General features: G+C 44.3%; 9 protein-coding genes. 8 read left to right on the top strand and 1 reads right to left on the bottom strand.

Features of this window, described 5'->3' with window-relative positions; all coding sequences use genetic code 11:
* The first annotated feature begins 103 nt into the window (after positions 1-103).
* Both H8796_RS05255 and H8796_RS05250 read left to right on the top strand, forming a co-directional pair.
* Positions 104-1,552, top strand: coding sequence for a hypothetical protein (locus H8796_RS05255; protein ID WP_117933269.1), 1,449 nt, complete (start codon positions 104-106; stop codon positions 1,550-1,552).
* 30 nt (positions 1,553-1,582) lie between these two features.
* The gene (locus H8796_RS05250) at positions 1,583-2,353 is read left to right on the top strand and encodes a hypothetical protein (RefSeq protein ID WP_009001294.1); all 771 of its coding nucleotides are present in this window, start codon (positions 1,583-1,585) and stop codon (positions 2,351-2,353) included.
* Between the two features lie 134 nt (positions 2,354-2,487).
* On the opposite strand, the gene H8796_RS05245 is transcribed toward H8796_RS05250, so the two are convergent.
* Positions 2,488-4,347: a BACON domain-containing protein gene (locus H8796_RS05245; RefSeq protein ID WP_117933267.1), complete on the bottom strand. Its 1,860-nt coding sequence runs from the start codon at positions 4,345-4,347 to the stop codon at positions 2,488-2,490.
* 308 nt (positions 4,348-4,655) lie between these two features.
* On the opposite strand from H8796_RS05245, the gene H8796_RS05240 reads away from it, so the two are divergent.
* The 6 genes from H8796_RS05240 (at position 4,656) to H8796_RS05215 (ending at position 14,373) form a co-directional block, all read left to right on the top strand.
* Positions 4,656-6,182: a sulfatase-like hydrolase/transferase gene (locus H8796_RS05240; RefSeq protein WP_117933543.1), complete on the top strand. Its 1,527-nt coding sequence runs from the start codon at positions 4,656-4,658 to the stop codon at positions 6,180-6,182.
* A gap of 113 nt (positions 6,183-6,295) precedes the next feature.
* A complete protein-coding gene (locus H8796_RS05235; protein WP_117933265.1) occupies positions 6,296-7,954 on the top strand; it encodes a hypothetical protein in 1,659 nt (552 codons plus the stop codon).
* 21 nt (positions 7,955-7,975) lie between these two features.
* Positions 7,976-8,380, top strand: coding sequence for a hypothetical protein (locus H8796_RS05230; protein WP_117933263.1), 405 nt, complete (start codon positions 7,976-7,978; stop codon positions 8,378-8,380).
* 21 nt (positions 8,381-8,401) lie between these two features.
* On the top strand, positions 8,402-10,033 hold the full coding sequence (locus H8796_RS05225) for a DUF1735 domain-containing protein (RefSeq protein ID WP_117933262.1): 1,632 nt from the start codon (positions 8,402-8,404) through the stop codon (positions 10,031-10,033).
* Between the two features lie 33 nt (positions 10,034-10,066).
* Entirely contained in the window at positions 10,067-11,053 is a 987-nt protein-coding gene (locus tag H8796_RS05220) for a glycoside hydrolase family 43 protein (protein ID WP_117933260.1), read from the top strand.
* Between the two features lie 140 nt (positions 11,054-11,193).
* Positions 11,194-14,373, top strand: coding sequence for a TonB-dependent receptor (locus tag H8796_RS05215; RefSeq protein ID WP_117933542.1), 3,180 nt, complete (start codon positions 11,194-11,196; stop codon positions 14,371-14,373).
* Positions 14,374-14,386: the final 13 nt, after the last annotated feature.

Raw genomic sequence — 14,386 nt, 5'->3', positions numbered from 1 at the left:
GAAAAGGAATTTGCAATTCTTTGGTGCATATTAGAAAATAGATTGGAAAGGAAGTGCCTATTTTTACCATCGTAGAATTTGTTGAATTGAAAAACATATTATTATGAAAAAAAGCATTCTTTTTAATCGGACACTGCATCTGGTGTCTTATGTATTACTGTCTCTTACGTCCTGCCTGTTTGTATCCTGCGACAAGGACGATGACTGGGACAAGAACCTGGGAAATAACCTGCTGGAGGGAATCTGGACACGTGAAAGCACATCACAGAAGTTTGTAGCGACCTTCAATGCCGATCACACTTCGTACATCTGTACCTATAATATAGAGACGGAGGCACTCGAACATGTGGATTTGCAGGGCAAATATCGTGTGGTGGATGAATCGGTATTGATTTATCAGAGCGGAGACAAGCATCGGTTCAAACTAAGTGAGGACGGCAATACGGTAGAGATCACTTACGGATATGATACGGGCAGTCCGGAAACGGAGAAAACATATACCTATCAGCGGTTTGTTGAAGTGCAGGAACCGGAGCCGGAACCCGAAGAAAAGGAACTTGAGTTTGCAGACGTGAATGCCGCAAAAGCCACTCTGGGTAGTTTGAAAGCCGGTGCTTCGGTAACGGTGGGAATGAGTAACTGGGAAGATGTGGTGGTAACGAAAGTCAGCCTGCGTAAGCAGCTTACTATCGAAGATACTCCGATGACCAACAGTAGTCTGGCAAGTGGAAATCTGACTTTCACCGTTCCGGAGAATATGCCGGTAGGCTCTTATTCTTTGATAGTGGCTTACACGATGAATGGCAAAGCGAAAGAGGTGATGTTTGATGCGGTAACTTGCACGGTGAAAGAAGAGGTGACGCCTCCCGAACCCGGAGCCAAAGTGTTGGTGTTCAAAAATCAAATGATGGGAAGTGCGCAGAATCGTGATTTCGGCTGTCTGTTGACAGTGACCGATGCCGGCCAGTTGGATATACAGACTGCCTGCTACATGAACGACGATCCTACATTAAATGCCGACGAGAACAAGAAACGCCGTTCGGAGATAGATTTGATTGCAAACACTTATTCCGGTCCTGCTTTTGCTTTTGGTAATTTCGATAAGATTGCTCATAATCTTAGGAACTTCAGATGTAACGGGACGAATCTTTTCACAACGTCCAAAGATGATGCCAAGGATAAAGAGACTGCTATCACGATGTTCCCGGGATATGCCGATATTCAGACTAAATTCCTGGTGCTTCAGGAAAGTATCGAAAAGGAGAAGAACATTATAGATTTAGTCAGAAACGATCAGTTGGCGGAAATTTCGGAAACGGCGACTCCGGCTTTGTTCGATGGAACTTCGAAGATAGACCGTATCACTGTGCAGAGCATCAAGCCTGGTGAGTCTGCGGGAAGAGACCGGTTCGATCTGAATGGCGTAGTTGTTTTCAAGAGTTCGAAGAACGGTAAGATAGGTATTATGCTGATTCGTCAGATCAATGAACTGGATGGCTCCAATGATGCTGCCGACGCTACCATCGTTTTCGACCTTTATTATCAGAAATAAGTGTTTTATCCAAACTAAATAAAATATTGAATGATGAAGAAAGTATGTTTATTGGTAATCATGGTTGCTGTTGCTCTGATGGGGCATGCACAATCCTTGAGGAATAATTTGTTGAAAGGGTATAAACCCGGGGATCAGTTGGAAAAGGGAGTTTATACGAGCGATCAGGATACACCGCGTTTCAATACCTGGTATGGTGCGTTCAATGCGAAAGCGGTGGAAGTGGAAGAGGGACCTGTTATCGGTGAGCCGCTTTCTTATAAAGGTTACAATGAGAGCGGACCGTCGATTAATCTGGCGGGCGAAGGGCAGTTGAACCGGGTGAGTGTTTATCCGTTGACGAAGAGTAATAAGGAGTATGCCCGTGGTGCGTATTATCTGGCTTTTCTGGTCAATTTCGAGAAACTGGGTTCCACTAAGTTTTATGATTTTGCAGGCTTGGATATTAATCCGCTTAGCAGGGCTGTGCGCGGCAAAGTGTTTGTGGCCGGTGAAGGGAAAGACAAGATTAAATTCGGTGTGGCGGTACGTACGGATTGTACCGAGGGTACTGAAACTTACGATTACAACCAGACGCATTTATTGGTACTGAAAGTGGATTACGACAAGAAGCAGGCTGTCTTGTATGTCAATCCGGATTTGAGTCAGGGCGAACCGGCAAATGGGCTGGTTGCAAATGCCGAAGGAGATGAACTGAAAAACGGGCTGAAGTCAATCTATTACAGGTATCGCAAGAACTATAAAGGAAACATCGGTAACTTCCGTTTTGCAACGACATGGGATGCGGTAATCGGTAAATAGACATCTCACAGGTTGAAACTCCTCTAAAGAAAATCCCCTTATTTCTCCCTTTTAATTGATAAGACAGGGTTGAAATAAGGGGATTGTTGTATGTAATTGACAGGTAATGCGTCAACTTCTTTTGCGCAACTTCTTTAATGATAAAGTCTTCCCGTCCGCTTGCGTAATTCCAGTTGTGCTTCGAAGAGAGAGGCAGGTGATACGGTGGCATTGGCCCTTACCCAAACACCGTCCGGACGAACCGGATTCTTAAAGTCTCCTGCATGTTTGGTTCCTTTAGTTCCTATACTATAATTCTTCGCCGATACCCAGGGATTCTGAACACATACTTCTTTGGCGGTGCAGTTCCAGAGTACCTGATTGGCTCCGGCCCAACCGTGTCCTGTTCCCCAGTTACTGCGATCCTGTATATTGATCGGACCGTCGCTGTTGATGTTGTCATAGAGCGTGCCTACATTCCAACGCTGGTGAGGACCTGTGTCCCCATGTGCATTCCGTATGTTGACTCTGACAAATGCGTTAGGACCGACTCCCTTGCTGCCCGTAACACAGTCATGGCGTCCCTCGGTGGCTTCACAGTCTATCACTAAGCATTGTTGTGCCTGATTCATATTGTAAGAATAGCGTCTTCCACCGGTAATGATGGATTTTGCATCCAGGCATTTGCAGTCTTTCACTGTTACATACCGGGTTCCGGAGTTCAAACTAACCAGTCCGTTGCCGAAATACCTGGAAGTGATATTGCGCACCCAGCTCTGTTCCATCTTATTAAATTCTATGGCAACCCATCCGTGGTCTTCATCGGTATCAGACGTATATTCGCTTTCTATCAGCATGTTCTCAACTCCACACCGGTTGATTCTTCCTTTGAAGCTCGATTTGAATACGGCACCTTTATTATATGGGGTTTCCATAGCCATCATGATGGGATTGTCGAAGTGCAGCGCATCGTCTATAATATGAGTGATGGTGCGTTCGTAACTTAGGTTGTAGCTTTCGGGAGTCCATTGTACAATAGGGTCTCCGGTGGTTCTTTCCGGAATCTGATTCATTTTCAGATCACTGATCCACTGGGCGGTTCCGGGACGATAGATGGTCACTTTATCTCCTACCTGAAAAGAGGACGGATTTAAAACCCTCACCCAGAACTGGCCTACCGGAACGTAATCATCCTTTATATTGAATAGAGAAGGACTACTGGGAGAAGAAGAACCCGTACCCTCAAATTTAATGAGAGTTCTTTGTCCTTTTCCTGTGGCAATCAATACGGTTCCCGTTTTAGAATCTTCTCCTTCACCACGAAGTACGATTCCCGATGATCGGATGTTCAACGTTCCTGAAATGCTGTAACATCCTTTTTTCAGGAGGATGGCTCCTTTGAAACCATTGGTTGCGGAAGTGATTTGAGCCACTTTGTCGATTGCATTCTGGATTAACCGGGTGGCATCTGCCCCGTTTGCGGGTGCTTCGATGGTTTCTACCACTTTTACATCGGGAATCTCCTGCTCGCTACCCATATAGCCGATATTACTGAAATCAGGCAGAATATTCCCCTGTTCATCGGTTAATGAAGAAAGAGGCAGATCTGAATCCACTTGCGGATAAGTGGGCGTGGTGGAGGATGAGGCTGCCCTCTGATAGACTTCCACTCTTTTTTCAGCGGAGCCGGAAGAGATGATTAACCGGGTCAGGCGTTCTTTCCCGGTTTGATTGGCGTCTGTGGATACGGACAGGACAGAGGGTGCATTTTCTTTCATCTTGTAATGACACCATTCTCCCCCTTTGGCCACTGTGACAGTCCATTCCCCTGAAGATTCTATCTGCAGTTCCTGCGTCTCTCCCGTACCGTTAAAGTAGAGCACATCCGCATTGACTTGAATGGATGCGGTTTCTTCATCGGAACATGCCTGTAAGTTTCCCGCTAAAAAGAGTAATAGTCCCAAGAGTTTTACTTTTATACTTTGTAGTGCCAAAGTATGAATGAGTTTTTTCATGATAGTGTGTTTTTTGAGTAAATAGTATGATGATAATTCTTCTTTTCCGGACGGTGATTCGTAGGAGTTTTTGATAGAAACAAAGGTAGATAATCTTATAAAGACTGTTTTTTGATATTGAACCAAATAGTTGCAATAATATCCCAAAGAAGAACTGCCACCTTCTTTTGGGTGTTTTCATGAGGTAAAAGATGTATTTTTCGGGGGAATAAGTACAGGATGGACATGACTCCCCATTATTAAACATTTGTTCTATATAAATAGATAAGCGGTGGCTAAATTTGCATCGTTATTAACTGCATAATATGATGAAAACATTAATCTATCTTGTTCCTACATTGTCTTTGGTTGGTTGTACCTCGCAGCAAGTAGAAGAAAAACCGAATGTGATTGTGATTCTTGCCGATGATCTGGGATTTGGCGATGTCAGCGCTTATGGATCGACTACCATTCATACCCCGAATATCGACAGTCTGGCTCATGGAGGAGTCTGCTTCACGAACGGATATGCCACTTCGGCGACGTCTACTCCCAGTCGTTATGCCTTGATGACCGGAATGTATCCGTGGAAAAATAAGGATGCAAAAATCCTGCCCGGCGATGCTCCTCTTATCATCAATGAGCATCAGTTCACTTTGCCGAAGATGATGCAGCAATGTGGTTATGTGACCGGAGCTATCGGAAAATGGCATTTGGGTATGGGCGACGGAAATGTCAACTGGAATGAAACCGTCAAACCGGGTGCCAGGGAAATCGGTTTCGATTACTCTTGCCTGATTGCGGCAACCAATGACCGTGTGCCGACCGTTTACGTGGAAAACGGCGATGTCGTGGGACTCGATCCGGCTGATCCCATCGAAGTAAGTTACGAGAAGAATTTTGAAGGAGAACCGACTGCCATCTCTCACCCGGAGATGCTGAAGATGCAGTGGGCACACGGACACAATAACTCCATAGTAAACGGAATACCCCGTATCGGTTATATGAAAGGCGGTCAGAAAGCCCGTTGGAAAGACGAGGACATGGCCGACTATTTTGTAGATAAGGTGAAGAATTTTGTAACCGAACACAAGGATGCTCCCTTCTTCTTGTACTACGGCCTGCACGAACCTCATGTACCCCGTGCTCCCCACCAGCGTTTTGTAGGCAAAACAACCATGGGGCCTCGTGGTGACGCTATCGTTGAGGCGGACTGGTGTGTCGGTGAATTGCTTGCTCACCTGGAGAAAGAAGGATTGTTGGAAAACACACTGATTATCTTCTCCAGCGATAACGGTCCTGTTTTGAATGACGGTTACAAAGACGGTGCTCCGGAGTTGGCAGGCAATCATCTTCCTGCAGGAGGACTTCGCGGAGGCAAGTACAGTCTGTTTGATGGCGGTACGCATATTCCTTTGTTTGTTTATTGGAAAGGAAAGATTCAGCCGGTTGTATCTGATGCGCTGGTTTGCCAGGTGGATATCCTTGCTTCTTTGGGTTCAATGGTACATGCCGATTTGCCGGAAGGGCTGGATAGCCGGAATTACCTCGATGCTTTCTTCGGAAAAGCTTCAACTGCCCGCAAAGATGTAGTATTGGAAGCACAGGGACGTATGGCTTACCGTTCGGGCGACTGGATCATGATGCCTCCTTATAAAGGTTCCGAACGCAACCTGACCGGAAATGAATTAGGCAACCTGGGTGAATACGGATTGTTCAATGTAAAAGCCGACCGGACTCAACATCAGAACGAGGCGGCCCAACACCCCGAACTTCTCGATTCTCTGAAACAGAATTTCTTTGCCGAAGTGGATGGTTATTATCGCAGTGAAGTAGAAGAAGAACCATTAAAATAAGGTCAAATGTTTATTCTGAACATAAATCCCGTTGATAAAACAATCGTTCTATTCTAGCGGGATTTATTTCTCTACCTTTGTTCTGTTCGATGTCGGACAATTAACCTTGAAGTATGTATATGAAAATGAAAGCTTTTTTAATGTTTGTATTGCTGTTCTTATGTTCAATGGGAACAAAGGCGCAGGATTTGGGGGCGAACTATAATGAAAATATAGACTACCCGATTACGGAAATAGAGATGCTGAAGCAGTCGAAAGTGAATTGGGTGAGAGGGTTTGTCAATATCCCCACTCTGTTTCTTCAAAATGAAAACGGGAAGATTGTAGGCGTGAAAGAAGAAGCCATCAAGACACATATTCCCACACTGAAATTTATCCAGGCCAAGAAAGCGTTGGGCGACCGTGTGAAGTTCATATTAAGCCTGAAAATACCTTTTGAATTATATACCGATACGGTTCCCAAAGTAGGAACGAAGGAGATGGAGTATATATTCCGGGCAACGGAAGTGTTACTGCAAACTTACCAGATGGCGCAGAATATTGACATTTTGGTTATGGGTAACGAACCGGAGTGGGAAAATGCATTGGATACCGACCTCTGTCATGCGGATGGTGAAGATTACCGGGCATTTCTGAATGAGTTTGCCAATCGGCTGACTACTTGGAAGCAGGCGAACGGCTGGACATTTGATATTTATGCCGGGGCATTGAATCGTGTGTCCGAGTTGCCGAAGAGCGAAACGGTACCTGCGGTAGTCTCTGTGGTTAATAACAATCCTAATGTGGTGGGACTCGACCTGCATGTTCACGCATTGAATATCAATCAGGCGGAAGATGATTTCCGGATCATCCGCAATAAGTACGGTGTAACCAAAAAACTGATTTGCACGGAATTCTCTATGGTGCGTGCGTTGAATCCTCATGTGGCCGATGCGTTGGGAGAATGGGGAACCAAGAATGGTTATACAGCCGGAATGAAAATCTACGAATATCTTAATCTGATAGCTGAAAAGGCGAATGCCGGTACACCGGTTAGTGCTGCCGAGTTCAAGAGTCTTTTTGAGAGTTATTCCTGGTATCCGAAGAATTGGTATAAGACTTTTTATGAGGTATTCAAGAAATATGATACGTATGCCATTACCGGGCGTTTTAGCGTTGTTCCCGGTGGGGCGAGAGCTGTTTACGATGCGAATACTGAAATGTGGGAGCTTGGAGGAATTTATTTTTCCCGTTATTTAGGACTGGATGCAAACGGGTTCTACAATCCCAATCCATTATTATATCCTGATTTCATCGCTGCTCAAAATGGGCTGGCTATTTCCAGTCTTGTCGAAGGGCAACAGGAGTTATTTATTAGTTGGGGTAACGGAGTTGATAAGACGGGAGTGTTGTCGGTGACGGACAAGGACGGGACAGAGGTAGTGCGTCAGCCGCTTGATTCGGAAAGCGATTATACACTGGTTGAAAATCTTGTTCCCGGTACAACATATCATGTAGCGTTGCTGAAGTCGGATGACAGTGTGTTGTGGGAAGATGATGTCAAAACTAAGCTTGTGACGGGAGAGTTTCCGCTGTTGAAATATCAGCAAGTGGATGGGTATGCGTTGGTGCAACTGTTGAATTTGCCGGCTGATGCCGCTTCTTACAAGTTGAAAGTGGATGGACGGGAAATCGATATAGTGAATAAGAACCTGAACGGACAAGTGCTTACGGCCGAAGTGGCTTATAAGGATGGATCGGTAGAAACATTGTCGGCAACCATTAGAAAGTAATTATCTTAAATTTATTCGCTTATGAAAGTAATATATGTATTATTGGCATGCCTGTTGGTTTTCGCCTCTTGCGCAGAAACGGATTATGCTGAAAACGGGGTTGATAGAAAGGATATAACGGGATATACCGAAATAGGATTTTATAGTCTGGATGGAGTTTGTACTTTTGCGGAGCAGGAACAGGTTCAGGCTGCAATCAATTCCAAGCGCCTGACTTATCGTTTGCAGAATTCGGATCAAAGCAAATACATTCATGTGAAGTTTACCGGGAAACCTGCAACTGTCGGTCAGAAAATAAGGGCGGCATTCTCATTCCGGGGAGTTTCTTTCCTCAAAGAAGAGATGGAGATGGAAGTAGTTCGGATAGATGGTGGAAAAGTGTGGTTGTCAGGTGACAATGTTGGTATGGTAATCCCTGTTTTTTAATCATTAAAAAAGAATTGAATTATGAAAAGATATATTCCTATTGCAGCGTCGTTGATGGCGTTTTCATTGGTTTCCTGTGGTGAAGTTATGGATTTGACGCAGCCGGAAAAGGCGGAAGTTACTTATTCCGGTATCACTTTGTCACTTAATCAGACTGGCAAGTATGACCTATATCTGGATGAGCCTGAATATGAATATACCATTATGGTAGAGAAGAGCCATTGCGAAAAGGAAGCAAAAGCGGAATTTGCAGTAGTCGATGCCCACTCGTTTGGCGAGGAATACACGCTATTGCCTGCGGCTAACTACGACCTGGATGCCAACAGTCTCGACTTCAAAGGTGACGATGTGTTGCATGCTGTCGGTCTGCGTTTCCATGATCTTACTACACTGGACAATACCAAGAAATACGTGCTCGGTCTGAAACTGAAGTCTGACGATCTTGCCGTCAACGAAGAGAAGAGTACCATGACTTTCTATCTGCAACAAAAACAGGGTGGTATCGGTAATCCATATATCATCACTGCGCCCAAAGACTTGGCCAAGCTCGGTGAATATCTCAAAGACGGACAGACTACTTACGTACGTCTGGGTGCGGACATCGACCTGCAAGGGATGGACTGGACTCCGGTGGAAGCCACTGCTGTCAGACCTGTGGATTTCGACGGCTGCGGACACGTTATCAATAATCTGAAAATTACATCTTCTTCATCCGGTTATCAGGGCTTCTTCGGCATGTTGACGGGACGATGTGCCAATGTGACGTTTACGAACGCGCAAGTTACCGCTGATAAGAAGCTTGCGGGTATTGTAGCCGGGCAGGCAGGTAACGTTTCCGGTGCGGGTATAGTGGAAAATGTTCGGGTATCGGGCACTATCAATTTAACTTCGGGAAACAATGCATGGGATGACGGTCAGGCAGGCGGTATCTGCGGACGACTTCACGGAGCAGAAAGTAAGATTTATCAATGTGGTTCGGAGACGAAGATTACCGCTTTGTGGTCGGCAGGTGGTATCTGCGGTGAAGCGCGTGAGGGAGCTGTTATAGAACAGTGTTATCATATAGGTGATATCACTACCCAGTCATGCGTCGGCGGTATTGCCAGCCGGTTGCTTGGAAGCAATATTTCCCACTGCTATTCACACGGAGTGATGAAAGCGGTTCCCATGGTGGTAGCTAATCCGGGCGGTGGTATTGCCGGATGGGTACAACCGATGTCCGGTGCTTCTACTACTTCTGCCATATCCTACTGTTGGAGCGATTGCGATGTATCGGCACAAAATCAGGTGGGAGGTATCATGGGTAACGCTAATAACGTAACAGGCTCCGGTATTACCGTTCATCACTGCGTGGCATGGAACACATATTTATTCTCTCAAGCTGCACCCAAGTCGGGTAAGGTATGTGGACGGTACAGCCAGAATGTGGCTTATTCCTGTTACGCTAACCCTGCTATGGAATGTGTGTTCCCAAACAATCCAGCACTGCCTGACCAGGCTAGTGTAAACGTAGGTGCAATCACTACGGTAGATCGTTATAACGGCCTGACTACCATCGATAACCTGATGGAAGCCATTCGTACTCTCGACTGGGATACCTCTATATGGAATCTTGACGGTGAGCAACCTCGTTTGGCATGGGAGCTGAATTGATAGAAAATGGTATAACAATTAAGATACAGACTGATGAATACATTCAATAAAATCTTATCACGAGTAACACTTGTTCTGGGAGTGACATTTATGTCTGCCTTCCAATTGTGTGCTGATGATTGGAAAGAAATTATGTATGCCGACCCTACTATTTTTGTGGAGAACGGAAAATATTATCTCACAGGTACACGTAATCAGGAACCGTTGGGCTTTGCTATCCTTGAGTCGAGTGATCTGGAGCATTGGACGGTACCTGATGGCACTTCCCTGCAAATGATACTTCGGAAAGGAGATCGAACGTATGGTGAAAAAGGCTTCTGGGCACCTCAATACTTTAAGGATAAAAGAACTTATTATTTCACTTATACCGCTAATGAGCAAACAGTGATTGCTTCCTCAAAATCGGTATTCGGACCTTTTCGTCAGAAGGAAGTCAAGCCGATAGATGCTTCCGCTAAAAATATCGACTCATTCCTGTTCAAAGACGATGATGGGAAATACTACCTATATCATGTCCGCTTTAATAAAGGTAATTACCTTTGGGTAGCCGAGTTTGACATAAAGAAGGGAAGTATCAAACCGGAAACATTGAAACAATGCATGGACTGCACGGAGCCTTGGGAAAAGACTCCGAATTATAAGTCCGCACCGGTAATGGAAGGACCGACTGTTATGAAGTGGGACGGGGTATATTACCTCTTTTATTCTGCCAATCATTTTATGAATATCGACTACTCGGTAGGCTATGCCACTGCTTCTTCCCCTTTGGGTCCGTGGAAGAAGCACCCGAACAGTCCGATCATTCATCGTAGCCTGGTAGGAGAAAACGGATCGGGACATGGAGATGTGTTTAAAGGGCTGGATGGAAAATACTATTATGTTTACCACGTTCACCATTCGGACTCCACTGTACAGCCTCGTAAAACACGTATTGTTCCGCTCATCCTGGAGAAGGGAAACGATGGCATATATAACATCACTGTAGACAAAGAGCACGTTATAAAGCCAATGTGGAAATGATTTGTTCAGAAATGTAGTAGAGAAATCTATTTTGCACATTTGTACGGGTTTTAAGGAGATTCTTCCTTTTCATTTGAAGATTTTCCCGCTTAATTTGTGTCTTGAGATAAAGAATTTGTTAACAGTTAAAAATAATGTTTATGAAAAGAGACAGACTTTATTTTTCTTTCTTGTGTCTTTGTTGCTTTTTGTTTTGTACGCTGGACGTGCAGGCACAACAAGACTATTGGAAGGGACAAGTGAAGGATGCAGTATCTGGTGAACCGATGATTGGTGTCAGTGTTCGCGTAAAGGGTACGGGAAGCGGTACGATTACTGATTTTGACGGTAATTTTACTGTGAAGGCATCGAAAGGAGACATACTTGTCATTTCTTATGTGGGTTATAAAACTCTGGAACTGGATTTAAAGAATAAAACGACTTTAGGAGTAATTTCTTTAGGAGAAGATACGGAGACACTGGAAGAAGTGGTAGTGGTTGGATACGGTGTACAGAAAAAGGTATCCAGTGTTGGTTCCATTGCTACTGCAAAAGGAGATGATTTATTAAAGATAGGTAGCGTGAACTCCGTTTCCGAAGCTTTGCAAGGCCAGATGCCCGGTGTGGTTGCCATTAACTCCACCTCAAAGCCGGGAGCTGATAAAGCTTCTTTGTTGATTCGTGGTAAGTCCACTTGGGGAGAAGCTGCTCCGTTAGTGTTGGTAGACGGTATCGAACGTGACTTTAATGATGTCGATGTGAACGAAATCGAATCTATTTCCGTACTGAAAGATGCTTCGGCGACTGCGGTTTACGGTGTGAAAGGTGCGAACGGTGTGATTCTGCTGACAACCAAACGTGGACTTGAGCAGAAACCGGAAATATCATTCACTGCTAACTTCGGTTTCAAACAACCTTCTGCCGCTCCTGAATGGTCTGACTATGTGACCTCTATGAAACAGTATAACAGAGCACAGGCTAATGATGGTAACTGGGGGGCAATGGTTCCCGAATCTACCATTGCCGCATGGGAAAATGCGTATGCTACCGGAAATTACGGTCCATATAATGATGTCTTTCCTGAAGTTGACTGGTGGAAAGAACTGGTGAAGAACGTAGGTTATGAACAGGCTTATAATCTTAATGTACGCGGTGGTACGAAGAAAATGAGTTATTTCGTATCCTTGGGCTATTTGCATGATGGAGATATTTTTAATACTACCAAACAAGAGGATTTTGATCCTTCTTTCTCTTATCGTCGTTATAACTGGCGTAGTAATTTCGACTTCAATATAACAAACACCACTAAACTGTCATTCAATGTGGCCGGTAAGATGGGGTATCAGAACCAACCATCTTATTATGAGAATGTCGATTCTCCGGATGAGCGCTTTTTCAAAACGTTCTTCACAGCTCCAAGTAATGAATTTCCGATTAAATATAGCAATGGAATATGGGGAGACGGGTTAAGTTCCGATCAGAATATAGCTTGTTTGATGAACGAAGGAGGTAGTCGTAATATTAAGCAGCATCAAGGTTTCTACGATGTAATCCTGAATCAGAAGCTGGACTTTATTACAAAAGGGCTATCATTGAAAGCATCGTTGTCTTATACTACTTCTTCATCATGGACCACCCAGTTGATGCCGGGTAAGATTTTGGGTAAAGATGATTTGGTTGCCCAGCGTACACATATTCGTATGAATCGGGTGTATGATTACGCCAATCCTATTTACAATGCTGACGGAACAATTACTTATAATTATACCGAGAAACGTTATCCGGATGAAAATGCTCCCGGAGATTTGCCTGTCGGTGGTGTTTATGACGGCTTTAAGGCTTACGGACGTAAACTTTATTATGAATTAGCATTGAATTACAGCCGTCAGTTTGGCGATCACGATGTAAGTGCTTTGTTTGTGTTTAACCGTAAGATGAACGAATCGACTAATCAGAATGTGATGAACTTCCCGGCTTACGAAGAAGACTGGGTAGGTCGTGTCACTTACAATTTCAAAGAGCGCTATCTTGCCGAGTTTAACGGTGCTTACACTGGTTCAGAGAAGTTTGCTCCGGGACACCGTTTCGGTTTCTTCCCGTCTGCTTCTATCGGTTGGCGTATCAGTGAAGAACCATGGGTGAAGAAATGGACCAAAGGAATACTGACAAACTTGAAAGTACGTTATTCGTATGGGGTAGTTGGTAATGATAAAGGTGCTACCCGTTTCAATTATATCCAAAAGTTTGAGCAACTCTCCGACAATGCACAGTTTGGTAAATATCAGACCAGTAACTGGGGACCTTTGTACAAAGAAGGAAAACTGGCCGATCCCGATGCTACTTGGGAAGAATCTATCAAACAGAATATCGGTATCGAAATAGGTTTGTGGGGTAAGCTAAACTTTACTGTGGATTTGTTCGATGAAAAGCGTAATAACATCCTGATGACACGTAATACGATTCCGTCATGGGCTGATAGTGGTATTGCTTTCCCGCAGGTGAATCTGGGTAAGACTAAAAACCACGGTCTTGAACTGGATGTTACTTGGAACGATCGTATCGGAAAGTTTAATTATTATGCGAAGTTTAATTTTGCAACCAGTGAGAACCGTGTCGTCTTTATTGATGACCCGAAGAATCAGAGTGAGTATCTGAAACAAGCCGGAAAGTCAATCGGATACGTGAATAAATATTTGGCAACGGGAAACTTCCAGTCATTGGATGATATTTATAACTCGGCGCAGTCCACTATTGCCAATGGTACACATAATACGCTGATTCCTGGAGACTTGTACTACATCGATTATAATGGAGACGGTATGATCGACAGTAAAGATATGGTTCCGATGAAGGATTTGAATTATCCTGTAACCACACTCGGATTTACGTTGGGTGGTTCTTACAAAGGATTCGGATTCAATATGTTGTGGTACAGTGCCCTGGATGTTTATAAAGAAGCGATTCCTTCCTATTTATGGGACTTCCCGGAAGGTAATATCAAGGCTCAACCGAATACGTTGAATACATGGACAGCTGATGCTCTGATTCAAAGCGGTCCGGTTCGTCCCAGCATTCATGTTCAGAGAAGTTATAATTCGGTAGCCAGTACATATACATATACCAATCATGCTTATCTACGTCTGAAGAATCTGGAAGTGAATTATCAGATCCCGAAGCGTTGGTTGCAGCCTTTACGTCTGACAAAACTGCAAGTATATGTCAACGGTAGCAATCTGTTGACCTTCTCGAAAGGCGATTCCCGCCGAGACCCCGAACATTCGGGACAGAATGTTTATCCGATGGTGAGACGTTATAACATTGGTTTTAGATTAGGATTATGAGACACTTTAAATT

The sequence above is a fragment of the Bacteroides sp. M10 genome (assembly GCF_014334015.1).
GTDB lineage: Bacteria > Bacteroidota > Bacteroidia > Bacteroidales > Bacteroidaceae > Bacteroides > Bacteroides intestinigallinarum.
This window is presented reverse-complemented; position numbering and strand designations above follow the sequence as displayed.